Annotated in this window: 11 protein-coding genes and 1 pseudogene; 2 read left to right on the top strand and 10 right to left on the bottom strand. The window is 69.7% G+C overall.

Annotated elements, in window-relative coordinates:
- Positions 1-45: 45 nt before the first annotated feature.
- The 3 genes from ACGFU6_RS10905 to ACGFU6_RS10895 all read right to left on the bottom strand — a co-directional run bounded on the left by ACGFU6_RS10905 (position 46) and on the right by ACGFU6_RS10895 (position 4,923).
- Entirely contained in the window at positions 46-888 is an 843-nt protein-coding gene (locus ACGFU6_RS10905) for an HAD family hydrolase (protein ID WP_393609765.1), read from the bottom strand.
- Complete coding sequence (locus tag ACGFU6_RS10900; protein WP_393609764.1) at positions 885-3,581, bottom strand: phosphoribosyltransferase domain-containing protein; 2,697 nt, start codon at positions 3,579-3,581, stop codon at positions 885-887. The genes ACGFU6_RS10905 and ACGFU6_RS10900 overlap by 4 nt, the downstream gene beginning before the upstream one ends.
- Positions 3,582-3,759: 178 nt before the next feature.
- Positions 3,760-4,923 (bottom strand): HpcH/HpaI aldolase/citrate lyase family protein, encoded by a 1,164-nt coding sequence (locus ACGFU6_RS10895; RefSeq protein WP_393609763.1) that lies wholly within the window; start codon positions 4,921-4,923, stop codon positions 3,760-3,762.
- Positions 4,924-5,144: 221 nt separating this feature from the next.
- Here ACGFU6_RS10895 and ACGFU6_RS10890 point away from each other — a divergent pair, with 221 nt between their 5' ends.
- The gene (locus ACGFU6_RS10890; RefSeq protein ID WP_393609762.1) at positions 5,145-6,005 is read left to right on the top strand and encodes a TerD family protein; all 861 of its coding nucleotides are present in this window, start codon (positions 5,145-5,147) and stop codon (positions 6,003-6,005) included.
- Positions 6,006-6,015: 10 nt separating this feature from the next.
- Here the strand turns inward: ACGFU6_RS10890 and ACGFU6_RS10885 are convergent.
- From ACGFU6_RS10885 to ACGFU6_RS10855, 7 genes and pseudogenes are all read right to left on the bottom strand, one after another.
- Positions 6,016-6,387: pseudogene (locus ACGFU6_RS10885) on the bottom strand (MOSC domain-containing protein); the annotation flags it as partial.
- Between the two features lie 21 nt (positions 6,388-6,408).
- Positions 6,409-7,143, bottom strand: a complete 735-nt coding sequence (locus ACGFU6_RS10880; RefSeq protein ID WP_024490092.1) for a Tellurium resistance — start codon at positions 7,141-7,143, stop codon at positions 6,409-6,411.
- A gap of 191 nt (positions 7,144-7,334) precedes the next feature.
- Positions 7,335-8,474, bottom strand: a complete 1,140-nt coding sequence (locus ACGFU6_RS10875) for a DUF475 domain-containing protein (RefSeq protein WP_393609760.1) — start codon at positions 8,472-8,474, stop codon at positions 7,335-7,337.
- Positions 8,475-8,544: 70 nt separating this feature from the next.
- Positions 8,545-9,120 (bottom strand): TerD family protein, encoded by a 576-nt coding sequence (locus tag ACGFU6_RS10870; RefSeq protein WP_073735863.1) that lies wholly within the window; start codon positions 9,118-9,120, stop codon positions 8,545-8,547.
- Between the two features lie 144 nt (positions 9,121-9,264).
- Positions 9,265-9,840, bottom strand: coding sequence for a TerD family protein (locus ACGFU6_RS10865; RefSeq protein WP_123527849.1), 576 nt, complete (start codon positions 9,838-9,840; stop codon positions 9,265-9,267).
- A 150-nt stretch (positions 9,841-9,990) separates the two neighbouring features.
- A complete protein-coding gene (locus tag ACGFU6_RS10860; RefSeq protein WP_393609758.1) occupies positions 9,991-10,449 on the bottom strand; it encodes a peroxiredoxin in 459 nt (152 codons plus the stop codon).
- A gap of 191 nt (positions 10,450-10,640) precedes the next feature.
- Entirely contained in the window at positions 10,641-11,078 is a 438-nt protein-coding gene (locus ACGFU6_RS10855; protein WP_393609756.1) for a DUF3052 domain-containing protein, read from the bottom strand.
- A 540-nt stretch (positions 11,079-11,618) separates the two neighbouring features.
- Here ACGFU6_RS10855 and aceE point away from each other — a divergent pair.
- The gene (gene aceE, locus ACGFU6_RS10850) at positions 11,619-14,360 is read left to right on the top strand and encodes a pyruvate dehydrogenase (acetyl-transferring), homodimeric type (protein ID WP_393609755.1); all 2,742 of its coding nucleotides are present in this window, start codon (positions 11,619-11,621) and stop codon (positions 14,358-14,360) included.
- Positions 14,361-14,539 lie beyond the last annotated feature (179 nt).

Below are 14,539 nucleotides of genomic sequence, written 5' to 3'. Positions count from 1 at the left end.
TCGTGCCGGTCCGGCGGCGCGGCGGCCGACATGGTCCTCGGTCGGTCAGGCGGCCCGGTCCAGGCTCGACGCGCGCAGGAGGAGGCGCCGCAGGATCTCCTCGCCCGCGGCCACACCGTGCTCCGCCGTCGCCTCCACGTGCGGGGCGCTCCACCCCGCGTCGGCCAGTTCGCCGTGGCCGGGGCGCCAGCCGTGGTCGGCGGCGAGCAGCAGGTCGGCGTCCAGGAGGGAGTCACCGGCGGCGAGCGTGAGCTCGGCGCCCGTGCGGCGGGCCACCTCGCGCATCGCCGCGCTCTTGGTGAGCGGCCTCGGCACGACGTAGATCTTGCGGCCCTGGAGCGAGACGGACCAGCCGCGCGGCTGCGCCCACTCGGCCAGCTCCTGGCGCCAGTCCGGGGGCAGTTGGGCCCGGTCGACGACGAGGTAGGCGAAGAGGTCCTCGGCGACCCGTTCCTTGAGCAGCCAGGCGGGGTCGGCCGCGGATACCAGGTGGGCGCGGACCTCGGCGAGCGAGGCGCACTCGTCGGCCAGCCGGCCGGCCACCGTCCGCTGCCAGTCCCGGTCGGACTCGCCGTCCACCAGGATGTGTCCGCCGTTGGCACAGATCGCGAACCGGGGCACCGGCCCCGGCAGATGGATGCGGTGGTACTGCTCGCGGGTACGGGTGGTGGTCGGCACGAAGACCGTGGCGGCGGCCAGTTCGACGAGCAGTTCCGCCGCCGCCTCCGTGACGTACGAGAGCGGTTTGTGGTCGTACACCTCGACGCAGAGCAGCCTGGGGGCCTCCGCGTCCGGCATCGGGAGCTGGAGTGCGGCCGCCGAGTAGATGAGGGTGCGGTCGAGGTCGCTGGCGACCAGCGTCACCGGGGAGGGCGCGTGGGCGCTCACTTGGACTCCACCGCCTTGCCGTCCGCGCCGGTCGCGCCGCGCGTGTACTTGGGGTGGATCAGCCCGACGCAGGTGTACGGGAGTGCGTCGACCTCCTCGACCGGGACGCCGCGCTGTTCGGCCAGCAGCCTGATGTGCTCCAGGTCCGCACCGGCGCCGCGCTTGGCGAGGATCTTCCACGGGACCCGGCGCAGCAGGACCCGGGTCGTCTCCCCGACGCCCGGCTTGACCAGGTTCACGTCGTGGATGCCGTACTCCTCGCTGATCCGTTCCACGGCTGCCCAGCCCTCCCAGGTGGGTGCGCGGTCGGCGGTGAGCAGTTCCTTGGCATCGGCGTCGACCGCGTCCGCGACCTCTGCGAACCGGTCGGCGATGGTGTCGAGGAAGTGGCCGGAGACATCCGAACCGGCGAGCTCGCGGTAGAACTTCGCGCCGTGGAAGTCGTCCGGTCCGACCAGGTCGGAGCGCAGGACCGTACGGGAGATCAGGCCGGACACCGTGGAGTTGAGGCAGGCCGAGGGGATCAGGAAGTCCTCGCGGGTGCCGTACGTACGGACGCAGCCGCCGGGGTCGGCCAGGACCGCGATCTCCGAGTTGAAGCCCTCGGCTCCGTCGGCTTCCTCGAACTCCGCGATGGCTGCGGCCAGTTCGCGGGTGATGGCGCCCTTGCCCGTCCAGCCGTCGACGAAGACGACATCGGCCGGGTTGTGGTGGGCGGCCAGCCAGCGCAGGGCGTTGGCGTCGATGCCCCGGCCGCGCACGATGGAGACGGCGTAGTGCGGCAGGTCGACGCCGTGCCGGTGGCGGGCCCAGCGGCGCATCAGTACGCCGACGGGCGTGCCGGCCCGCGCCAGCGAGACCAGTACGGGGCGGGGGCCGCGCTCGGCGAGGACGGTCTCGGTGACGGCACCGACGGCGCGGGCGATACGGACGGCCGACAGGTCCAGCGCCGCCTTGAACAGGTCCTGGTACGCGTCGGACGGCTGGTACTCGACGGGCAGCGACTCGGCGTAGTGCGCGCCACCGCTCTGTATCGCCTCCTCGCGCTCCTCGGTGGGCGCCTCCAGCTCGGTGTCCGAGAGGTCCTGGAGCAGCCAGCCGACCTCGTCGGGCGCGTAGGAGGAGAAGGCGGGGCCGCGGAGGGGCTCGGGCAGCATGCGGGGTTCTTCCTGGCGGTCGGGGGCGTACGACGGAACGGGGGCGGCGGACGGCGCGGGCCGGCCTGCCGCTTCGGGTATCGCCTCTGCCGGTGTCGATGCCGGTATCGGTGCCGGGTGCTGTGGCGATGCCGGTGTCGGCGTCGGAGTCGGTGTGTACGAGGGCACCACCGCCAGGAGGACCTGGGCCGTGTGCGGGGCGAGCCGCGCCAGCAGTCCGTCGGGGGCGTGCAGTTCCGGCGTGTCCGCGATGGAGTCGACGACGGCCACCACGGCGTCGAACCCGGCGCCCGCGACGTTGTACGCGTACCGGTCACCGGGGCCGTCGGCCGGGTCGTCGTGGGCCGGGAAGACCAGGCGGGTACGTATCGCGTACCCGGGGTCGTCCACCGCGAGGACCGGGGAGCGGGTCGTGGTGGAGTAGCGGACTTCGGCGCCGAGGCGGTCCTCCAGTGCCGTGCCCAGGCGCAGGGGCGCGTACATCAGCTCCTCGAAGCCGAGCACCAGCACACGGCGCACCCCGCCTCCGGCCGGGGCCCCGCCCCCCTCGGGCACCCCGCCCTCCAGAGCCGCGGCGATCCGGTCCGCCATGGCGGGGAGGGCCGCCTCCAGCCGGGCGCGGTGCTCGGGGGTGAAGCCGTGCCTGCCGCCGTCGGGCACACCGGCGGGCCACCGCAGGTCCACCCGGGTACAGGGGCGGGCAGCACCGGACGCGGGCTGCGGTGCCGCCGTCCCGGCACCCGGCGCCGAGCCCTGCGCCTCCTCCTCCGCCGCGACCAGCGCCTGCCCCTTCTCCAGGACGCCGTCCGGGAGGCGGACCGTGCCCGAGTTCCTCGCCACCAGGTCGACGCGGGCGCCGATCTCCGCCGCGAACTCGGCCAGCCGTCCCCGGTCGGCCGGTGAGCGCATGTCGACGAGGGCGACTATCACGTAGCGGTTGCGCGGGTAGCGCTCGTGCAGGGCGCGGATGGTGTTGAGGACGGTGTTGCCGGTGGAGAACTCGTCGTCCACCAGCACGAGCACCGCGTCGGCCGAATCGGCCGGATCCGACGTGCCGGCCGGACCGGACGCGGCGGCCGAACCCGCCCGGTCCGTGCCCCCCGCGTCCCCCGCCAGCAGGTCCGGGTCCTCCGGCAGCAGCAGGTGCGAGGTGGCGTGCGAGTGCGACTCCTCGAAGCCGCCCGCCCGTGCCACGCCCGCCACGGGGCGGCGCGTCGAATGCAGGTACGGTGCCGTGCCGAGCCCGTCGGCGACCGCGTGGCCGAGACCGGTGGCCGTCTCCGCGTAGCCGAGCACGACCGCGTGCCGCGCCCCTGCCTCCCCGAGCAGGTCCCGCACCTGGCGGCCGAGCTCGAATCCGGCGCCGTAGACCACCGAGGGGTACTGCGGCACGTGCTTGCCGAGTACCCGGGACACGAGCAGATGCGCCCGCTTGGGGTTGCGCCGCAGGGCGAGGCCCAGCAGTTCCCGCAGTTCGCCGTCGCCCACGATCTCGACGCCCAGCCGCTCCGCGACCCAGCTACCCGACCACACCACGTTCGCCGTCTCTTTCCTCAGCCGTGCGTCCGCTCATCGGACCGCACTCGGGGCCACGCCCATCCGGAACCGTCACCGGAACTCGATCCGTCACCGTCACCGTCACCGTCACGTCACGTCACAGGAACACCGTCACCGACCGGAATGACGTCCCCGGACCAGCCTCACCCGAACAGCCTCATTCCGCGAGGCTCGCGGCCAGCAGATCCACGAAGCCGACGTCTTCCCTGGCCACCCCGAAGACCTCGGCCCGTTGCAGGGTGCGCTCGGCCCAGGCCCGGTGCGGCTTCACTTCGTTCATCTTGTTCGTGTACGCGGACCGCAGCACGCCGCCGCCCCCGCTCTCCGGCCGCAGGATGTCCTGGGCGTCACTGAACTCCTCGTGACTGACCACCGACAGCGCGTGCACGGGCGCGACGTGCGACGGGTGGATGCAGGTCTTGCCGAGCAGGCCGTTGGCCCGGTCCAGCTCGATCTCCCGCAGCAGGCCGTCCAGGTCGTGCTCGATCAGCGCGGTGCGCAGTTCCTCGGCCCGGCCCTCCAGGAAGGGGCTGCGGCGCAGCTGCGGCTTGAACATCCGCTCCTGGAGCCGGAAGTACTCCCACACCGGTCCGGTGATCGTGAAGCCGGTGCCGTCGGCCCGGCCCAGTACGTTGACCACGTCCGCGATGACGTCGCCGACGATCCGCACGTCGTACGCCGTCATGTCGGGCGCCCTGCGCAGTCCGTACGCCGAGCAGAAGTCGGTGACGCCGAGCCGCAGCGCGAGCACCCGGTCCCGGTACGAGCCGACGGTGGCGGCGATCTTCCCGAGGACCTCCCGCCGGGTCTCCAGATGGAGCAGCTCGGGTGATTCGAGTACGGGCATGGCGAAGAGCCGCCGGCCGCCGAGGCTCTCGGCCTTGGCGAGCGCCTCCATGAAGGGCACGCCACGCTCCTGCGTGAACTTCGGAAGTACAAAACCGGACAGGAGGCAAGCGGAATCGCCGAGCCTGCGCACCAGGTCGGTGATCTGGTGGGGCTCGCGGACCCGGATGAAGAGCAGGGGCAGTTCGCCGCCGCGCGCGGCGAGCTCCGCGAACTGTCCGACCAGGTTCTCCTCGGCGCCGGCGACCTCGGAGTCGTCGATCGAATCCTCCAGGCACAGCACCATGGAGACGACGCCCCGGCCGGCCTGCTTGATGACGTCATCGGCGAGCTTCGGCCGGGTGGCGGGGCTGTAGAGGGTGGCTCCCAGCGCGGCCGAAAGTGTCCGGGCCGGCGCGTCGGCGTCGAAGGCGCTCGGCTGCTGGAAGAACAGGTCGTCTCTGACAGCCGGCGCAACATGCCCGAAATGACGCATTTGAATCCCCCCGTGCTACCTGACCGATCGGACAACGTGTGGCCGGTAATAGTACGTACGGACGGGTGTCGGCAGTTCCCTGGCCGCATGAATTCCGGGTAACTCGTCCATTTAGCGATGGTTCCACAGGGTGCGGACGCGGCGCTTCCGCCATTCCGCCGGGACACGGCTCGCGACCCCCGCGTTGTCCGCGGGGGCGGCCAGCAGGCAGGATGACCGCCATGACGCACGCGATGGTGAAAGGCTCGAACGTCCCACTCGACGCCATGGCCGTACGGGCCGTGCTGCGCTGGACCCCGGGCTCCGGGGTCCCCGACGTGGACGCCTCCGCCCTGCTGCTCGGCTCCGACGGCCGCGTGCGCTCGGACGAGGACTTCGTCTTCTACAACCAGCCCCGTCATCCCTCCGGCCTGGTACGACGGCTGCCGAAGCGGAGTCTCGCCACAGGGCTGACGGACACCGTCGAGGCCGATCTGAACGCACTCGACCCCTCGGTCGACCAGGTGGTCATCGCCGCGTCATCCGACGGAGCCTCTTTCGAACGGGTGCGCGATCTGTCGATCATGCTCTTCGACGCGGCGGCTGCGGGCGGTGAGCCGCTCGCCGTGTTCGAGATCCGGCCGGAGACCGGCGCGGAGACCGCGATCATCTGCGGCGAGCTGTACCGGCGCGGGGATGGCTGGAAGTTCCGGGCCGTGGGACAGGGCTACCCGACCGGCCTGGTCGGGCTCGCCACCGCGTTCGGCATCTCGGTCGACGAGACGGCGGCCCCGTCCGGGCCCGAGCCGGCCTCGCTGTCGCCCGAACCGTCATCACTGCCCCCCGTACCGGCCTTCCCGCCCGCACCGGCCCCCGACCCGGACGCGCAGCTCACCGTGCAGCACCAGCAGCCCGCGTACGGCTATCCGCAGCCCGCCACGGCCCCGCCCGTGCCCGTCGCGCCGCAGCCCGCCTACGGCTACCCCCAGCCGGCCTCCTCGCAGCCCGCGTACGGCTATCCGCAGCCCGCGGCGGCGGCAGCACACGCGCCCGACCCGAACTTCGTCCTGCCGCCGCAGGGGCCGCAGTTCATACGCCCCTGAGCAGCGCCGACCCGGTCACCTCGAGCACCGCCTGCTCCCCGAGATGGAGCAGGGCACCGGTGGGCAGGCCCAACAGGTCCACCCCGCGCGTGGTGCTGTTCTCGCCGAGCTGGCCCGCAGAGACCCTGAAGCCCTTGAGCGCGACTTCGTCGAAGAGTTCCTCGTGCATCAGGTGGACCTGGCGCAGGCTTGGCAGGTTCGGCCCGTAGGTCATGCGGAACCGGTGGCGGATCATCTCACCTGCGTGAACGTCTCCTTCCACTCCGAGCCCCGTGAGGAGCTTGACGGAAACGCGATTGGGCTTGCTGAACGAGTACGCAGTGGGCGGGCCTGATCGCGCGGATGCGTCAGGCCCGGCACCCGGGCGGCACCGTCCCGTCACCGAACACCGAAGAGACGGCTCCTACGTCCGGGACTTGTAGCCGCGCCCCCACTGCATCCCGTACCCGTACAGCCGGTCCAGCTCCGACTGGAAGCCGTACACGAACTTCACCTCGCGCCGCACGATCAGTTCGTCCTTGACGTTCTCCACCGTGAACACGGCGCAGGAGCGTGCCTGCGGGGCCCGCTCGTCCAGCTCGATCTCGATCCGCGGCCCGTTGCCCGGGTAGAGCGTCACCTTGGCGTGCGTCCGGTCGAAGGCCGGGGTCTGGTCGTAGATGTAGACGAAGAACAGCAGTCGCTTGATCTGGTCGCGCTGGTCGAGGTTGACGTAGACCGTCTCGCCGGACGGCGCGCCGAAGCGGTCGTCACCGCTGAGCCTGATGTAGGGCGGCGCGTTCAGGTCACCGATCAGGTTGCCGAGCGGCTGCACGACGCCCTTGGTGCCGTCCGCCAGCTCGTACATGCAGCCCAGGTCCAGGTCGACGTTGACCACGCCCTGGGTGTGCGCCTGGACCACATCGGGCTTGAAGAGCTTGAGCGGCCGCAGCAGCCGGCCGCTCTGCCGCGACCGGCCCTCGATGTCGGAGGTGCGCATCCGCCAGGAGAGGTTGACCCGGAGGTTGCCGGTCAGCGCGCCCTGTTTGGTCAGTGAGACCGTGGCGTGCCGTCGGGAGAGCACGATCGAATTGGTGGCCGCGCTGCCCGACTCGAACTGTGCTTCCCGCCCCGGCCACAGGTTGTCCCAGAACGCCATCCCCAACCCCCACACATATCGGCCCTGCCGGATACCCGGCCCCGCACCCGCCGCATGCGGCGCACACGACGCACGCACCGCTGCGGGGCGGCTCCGGGCCGGGTCCGGGATCTCCCCGAGGACCTCCGCCGTACGAGCCGCCCCGCAGAGAGCGTTCCTCATTCCCTACCGGGTCACACCCCGGCGGGCACTTAAGACGTGGAACCGCCGTCCCCGCCGCCTCCTCCACCGCCGCCTTCGGCCTCCAGCGCCTTGTTGCGCCGGACCGAGGACCAGAAGGACCAGCCGATCAGGATGACGCCGACGGAACCGGTGATGAGCTCGTGGATCTCGTACTGGATCGTGACGAGCAGGATGACGGCCAGCGCGCCGATCGCGTAGTGGGCGCCGTGCTCCAGGTAGACGTAGTCGTCCAGGGTGCCCTGGCGGACCAGGTAGACCGTGAGCGAACGGACGTACATGGCGCCGATACCGAGACCCAGGGCCATCAGCACGATCTCGTTGGTGATGGCGAAGGCGCCGATGACGCCGTCGAACGAGAAGGACGCGTCGAGCACTTCCAGGTAGAGGAACATGAAGAACGCGGCCTTGCCGGAGAGAGCGACCGCGGAGAGCTTCTTGCCCGTGCGCTTGGCCTCTTCCTCCTGCTCGTGTTCGCGTTCCTCCTCCTCTTCGAGTTTGTTCTCGAAGTAGCCCGAGAGACCGCCGACCACGAGGTAGGTGATCAGACCGGCGACGCCGGCGAGCAGCACCGTCTCCGCCTTGTCCGCGTGTCCGCCGCCGTGCTGGTGCGCGTTGGCCGCGAACGTCAGGGCCGAGATCAGCAGCACGATCAGCGCGATGCAGACCGACAGCATGTCGACCTTGCCGAGCTTGGCGAGCGGGCGCTCGATCCAGCGCAGCCACTGGATGTCACGGTCCTCGAAAATGAAGTCGAGGAAGATCATCAAAAGGAACATCCCACCGAAGGAGGCAATCGCCGGGTGGGCGTCCGTGACCAGTTCCTTGTAGCGGTCCGGGTCATTGAAGGAGAGATCAATGGCCTCGATCGGTCCCAGCTTGGCGGTGACGGCCACGATCACGACGGGGAACACCAGCCGCATACCGAAGACCGCGATGAGCACACCGACGGTGAGGAAGATCTTCTGCCAGAAGGCACTCATCTTCTTCAGGATTCCGGCGTTGATCACCGCGTTGTCGAAGGACAGCGAGATCTCCAGGACGGTGAGGATCGCCACTACTCCGAAGGCCTCCCACCCCCCGTAGAACCACGCTGCGACCAGGCCGATCGCGGTAATCGCGAGCGACCAGCCGAAGGTTTTCAGAAGCACTGGCTACCCCATCATTTATGTAACGGGTCTCCCCCGGTGTGTACGGGGCTCCCCCGCGCCGAGCGCGGCTTTACGAAACGTTGACCCCGAAGTCTAGAGCGATGCCCCGCAGTCCCGACGCGTACCCCTGCCCCACTGCACGGAACTTCCACTCGCCGCCATAACGGTAGAGCTCACCGAAGATCATCGCGGTCTCCGTCGAGGCGTCCTCGCTCAGGTCGTAGCGCGCGAGTTCCTGGCCGTCGGCCTGGTTCACCACCCGGATGAACGCGTTGCTGATCTGCCCGAAGGTCTGGCCCCGGCTGTCGGCCTCGTGGATCGAGACCGGAAAGACGATCTTGTCGCAGTGGGCCGGCACCTGGGTGAGGTTGACGATGACGGACTCGTCGTCGCCCTCGCCCTCACCCGTGAGGTTGTCACCGGTGTGTTCCACGGAGCCGTCGGGGCTCGTGAGGTTGTTGTAGAACACGAACCATTCGTCGCCGAGCACCCGGCCCGACTGGCACAGCAGCGCGCTGGCATCGAGGTCGAAGTCGGCCCCGGTGGTGGATCGTGCGTCCCAGCCGAGCCCGATCAGCACCTGGGTGAGATCGGGTGCGGCCTTGGAGAGGGAGACATTGCCTCCCTTGGCGAGTGTGACGCCCATGGTGTGTGTCCTCCCCGAGTGGATGAACCGTCTGTTGAGCGCGTCCGGCGCCGCACATGGTGCGGCGCCGGACGGAGACGTGCTGCGGCCTGTCCGGGGCGCGCCGGTCGCCGGCGCGGCCCGGAGGGCCTGCTGGGGCCTGTTCTAGACGTTGACGCCGAAGTCCTGCGCGATGCCGCGCAGACCCGAGGCGTAGCCCTGGCCGATGGCACGGAACTTCCACTCCGCACCGTTGCGGTACAGCTCGCCGAAGACCATGGCGGTCTCCGTCGAGGCGTCCTCGCTCAGGTCGTAGCGGGCGAGCTCGCTGTTGTCGGCCTGGTTGACCACGCGGATGTACGCGTTGCGCACCTGGCCGAAGCTCTGCTGGCGCGACTCGGCCTCGTAGATCGAGACCGGGAAGACGATCTTGTCGACGTCGGCGGGGACACCGGCCAGGTTGACCTTGATGACCTCGTCGTCGCCCTCGCCCTCACCGGTGGTGTTGTCACCGGTGTGCTCGACGGAGCCGTCGGGGCTCTTGAGGTTGTTGAAGAAGACGAAATTGCCGTCGTTGCCGACCTTGCCCTCGGCGTTCGTCAGCAGTGCGCTGGCGTCGAGGTCGAAGTCTCCACCGGTGGTGGTACGAGCGTCCCAGCCCAGACCCACGATGACCGCGGTCAGGTTGGGCGCGGCCTTGGTCAGCGAGACGTTGCCGCCCTTGCTGAGGCTGACTCCCATGAGTCCTCCCATTGGTTTCATTGGGGGCCGGCCGGTGCCGGCGCCTCCACGTTGCGTTGGCATCGGATCAACGAGTGGATCCTAGTGACCGGTTCCCGGCCAAAACAGGCTTTTGGCCGGGGGTCGCCAGGAGATCCCCCGGATCTCGGATCAGAGAGTGCCGAGCGCCTTGATGTAGTCGTTGAGGTCGCGCGCGTCGGGCAGGCCGTTGACGACGGTCCAGCGCACCACGCCCTCCTTGTCGATGATGAAGGTGCCGCGCACCGCGCAGCCCTTCTCCTCGTCGAAGACGCCGTACGCCCGCGAGGTCTCGCCGTGCGGCCAGAAGTCCGAAAGGAGCGGGTACTCCAGGCCCTCCTGCTCGGCGAAGACGCGCAGGGTGTGGATGGAGTCGTTGGAGACGGCGAGCAGCTGCGTGTCGTCGTTCTCGAACTTGGGGAGCTCGTCGCGCAGGGCGCAGAGCTCACCCGTGCAGACGCCCGTGAAGGCGAACGGGTAGAACAGCAGCACCACGTTCTTGGCGCCGCGAAACTCGGAGAGCTTCACGGTCCGGCCGTGGTTGTCCTTCAGCTCGAAATCCGGGGCCTTGGTGCCGACCTCGATCGCCATGAAACGCGTCCCTTCGCTACGTCGCCGGGCTGGGCTGTCCGGGTGACTCCCACCCTACGCAGAGGCCCGCGGCGGGCGTACGGCACCCGCAGGAGCTTCACCCTGCGGGGACCCGGCACCCGCAGGGGGTATACGAAGGCCCCCGCCGCGGCGTGCTGCCGCGTCGGGGGCCTTCAGTGGCGAAATGCGGTTCAGCGCTTGGCCTTGGCCGCCTTCGGTGTGGCCAGACGGCTGCCCGTCCAGTCCTTGCCCGCACTGATGCTCTTGGTCTGGGCGAGACCGGCTGTCTGGGCAGCCTCGTTGATGTCGCTCGGCTCGACGTATCCGTCACGGCCGGTCTTCGGCGTCATCAGCCAGACCGTACCGCCGTCCTCGAGCAGACCAATGGCATCCACCAGCGCGTCCGTAAGGTCGCCGTCCTCGTCGCGGAACCAGAGCAGGACGACGTCTGCGACGTCGTCGTACTCCTCATCGACGAGTTCCTGGCCGATAGTGGCCTCAATGCCCTCACGGAGCTCCAGCTCGACGTCGTCGTCGTAGCCGATCTCCTGGACCACCTGTCCGGGCTCGAACCCCAGGCGTGCTGCCGGGTTGGTCCGCTCCTCCGCGTGGTCCGCGGTCGCGCTCACGGGTTGCCTCCTGATCATGTTTCGGAAAATGCTGCAGCCACGCGCGTACGCGGGGCGTTGGCCGTAGTCCACACGGGAGCGGCGGATCGCGCAAGTACCCAGCGCACGAGACCGCCTAAACGGTGACGTTTCGTGCCACGTCGCCGCACTGTCGGCGGGTCCGCTGCTGGGGCCTGTGCGACCCTCCACACCCTTTACGTCCTTGAACAGCTTATGCCGTTTCGGTCCGGCAATCGGAGTCGAGCAGTGTTTGGGAACACTTGGACGCCTTGGGCGTATGGTTGCGGTTTCTCCCGACCCATCCTGCCCGACCAGCCCTCCCGACGCGTCCTGCCTCCCGGATACCCGCTCCGCCGCAGCCCATCCGGAGTCTTGGGCCGTCCGGGAGACGGCACCGCGCAAAGCCCCTGGTTACCCCTCGGTAGAGGTGACGTTTGCGCCCTCGCGGTACACGATGGGACGGCGTACGTGTACACATCCCGGGGGCGTGAATCCCTCCACCAGGCCCCGAAGCGCAGCACCGAACAGCGAAGGAACAGCGTGGCTTCCGGATCCGATCGCAACCCGATCATCATTGGCGGCCTTCCGAGTCAGGTCCCGGATTTCGATCCCGAAGAGACCCAGGAATGGCTCGACTCCCTCGACGCCGCCGTCGACGAGCGGGGCCGCGAGCGGGCCCGCTACCTCATGCTCCGGCTCATCGAGCGCGCCCGCGAGAAGCGCGTCGCGGTGCCGGAGATGCGTAGCACGGACTACGTGAACACCATCGCCACCAAGGACGAGCCGTTCTTCCCCGGCGACGAGGAGGTCGAGCGCAAGGTCCTCAACGCGACCCGCTGGAACGCGGCCGTGATGGTGTCGCGGGCACAGCGCCCGGGGATCGGCGTCGGCGGTCACATCGCCACCTTCGCCTCCTCCGCCTCGCTGTACGACGTGGGTTTCAACCACTTCTTCCGAGGCAAGGACGACGGCCGGGGCGGCGACCAGATCTTCTTCCAGGGGCACGCCTCCCCCGGGATCTACGCCCGCGCCTTCCTGCTGGACCGGCTGAGCGAGGCGCAGCTCGACGCCTTCCGCCAGGAGAAGTCGAAGGCGCCGAACGGCCTGTCCAGTTACCCGCACCCTCGGCTGATGCCGGACTTCTGGGAGTTCCCGACCGTCTCGATGGGCCTCGGCCCGCTCGGCGCGATCTACCAGGCGCGGATGAACCGGTACATGGAGGCGCGCGGTATCGCGGACACCTCCGATTCGCACGTCTGGGCGTATCTCGGGGACGGCGAGATGGACGAGCCCGAATCGCTCGGCCAGCTCTCCATCGCCGCCCGTGAGGGCCTGGACAACCTGACGTTCGTCGTCAACTGCAACCTCCAGCGGCTCGACGGCCCGGTGCGCGGCAACGGCAAGATCATCCAGGAGCTGGAGTCGCAGTTCCGCGGTGCCGGCTGGAACGTCATCAAGCTGGTCTGGGACCGTTCCTGGGACCCACTGCTCGCGCAGGACCGCACGGGCATCCTGGTCAACAAGCTGAACACCACTCCGGACGGCCAGTTCCAGACGTACGCCACCGAGACGGGTGCGTACATCCGTGATCACTTCTTCGGTGACGACGCCCGGCTGCGGGACATGGTCAAGGACATGACCGACCAGCAGATCCTGCACCTGGGCCGGGGCGGTCACGACCACCGCAAGGTCTACGCGGCGTACGCGGCGGCCAAGGCCCACAAGGGCCAGCCGACGGTGATCCTGGCGCAGACGGTCAAGGGCTGGACGCTGGGGCCGAACTTCGAGGGCCGCAACGCGACCCACCAGATGAAGAAGCTCACCGCCGAGGACCTCAAGCGCTTCCGGGACCGGCTGCACATCCCGGTCCCGGACAGCCGGCTGGAGGACGGCAACCCGCCGTACTACCACCCGGGCCGCGACTCGGACGAGATCCAGTACATGCACGACCGCCGCAAGGGTCTGGGCGGTTACGTCCCGACCCGGGTGGTGCGGGCGAAGCCGCTGGCACTGCCCGATGACAAGGCGTACGCGACCGCGAAGAAGGGTTCGGGTCAGCAGTCGATCGCCACCACCATGGCGTTCGTCCGCATCCTGAAGGACCTCATGCGGGACAAGGAGATCGGCAAGCGCTTCGTGCTGATCGCGCCCGACGAGTACCGCACCTTCGGCATGGACGCCTTCTTCCCGAGTGCGAAGATCTACAACCCGCTGGGTCAGCAGTACGAGTCGGTGGACCGCGATCTCCTGCTCGCGTACAAGGAGTCCCCGACCGGCCAGCTGCTGCACGACGGCATCTCCGAGGCGGGCTGCACCGCCTCGCTGATCGCCGCCGGGTCGGCCTACGCCACACACGGCGAGCCGCTGATCCCGGTGTACGTCTTCTACTCCATGTTCGGTTTCCAGCGGACCGGCGACCAGTTCTGGCAGATGGCCGACCAGCTCGCGCGCGGCTTCGTGCTGGGCGCCACCGCCGGCCGTACGACGCTGACCGGTGAGGGCCTCCAGCACGCGGACGGCCACTCGCAGCTGCTCGCCTCCACCAACCCGGGCTGTGTCGCCTACGACCCGGCGTTCGGGTACGAGATCGGGCACATCGTCAAGGACGGTCTGCGACGGATGTACGGGGGGACGCCCGAGGAGAACGAGGACGTCTTCTACTACCTCACCGTGTACAACGAGCCGATCCAGCACCCGGCCGAGCCCGCCGACGTGGACGTCGAGGGCATCCTGAAGGGCGTCTACCGCTACGGCGTCGGCGAGAAGGGCGAGATCCCCGCCCAGATCATGGCGTCCGGTGTGGCGGTCCCGTGGGCGGTCGAGGCGCAGCGCATCCTCGCGGACGAGTGGAACGTGAAGGCGGACGTCTGGTCGGCGACCTCCTGGAACGAGCTGCGGCGCGAGGCCGTGGACGTGGAGCGGTACAACCTGCTGCACCCGGAGGAGGAGCAGCGCGTCCCGTACGTGACGCGCAAGCTCTCCGGCGCCCAGGGCCCGTTCGTGGCGGTCTCGGACTGGATGCGGTCCGTACCGGACCAGATCGCGCGCTGGGTGCCCGGTGCGTACCAGTCGCTGGGTGCCGACGGGTTCGGCTTCGCGGACACGCGGGGTGCGGCGCGCCGGTTCTTCCACATCGACGCGCAGTCGATCGTGCTGGCGGTCCTCACCGAGCTGGCGAAGGACGGGAAGGTCGACCGTTCGGCGCTGAAGACGGCCGTAGACCGCTATGACCTGCTGGATGTGGCCTCGGCCGATCCGGGGGCCGCGGGCGGCGACGCGTAGCGAATGGACGGCGCGTGGCCGGCAGCCACGGCGTCAGGGGCGGGGGGGGGGGGGCGGGAGGGGCCCCCCCCCCCCCCCCGGGGGCCGGGGGGGGTGTGCCACACCGTTGATGGGGGGGCCGGGTTGGGGGGGCGCGGGCCCCCCGTGGCGCCCCCCCCGGGGGTGTAGAAAAACGCCGG

It is taken from the genome of Streptomyces sp. NPDC048462 (assembly GCF_043200175.1).
In the GTDB taxonomy this organism is placed as follows: Bacteria; Actinomycetota; Actinomycetes; order Streptomycetales; family Streptomycetaceae; genus Streptomyces.
This window is presented reverse-complemented; position numbering and strand designations above follow the sequence as displayed.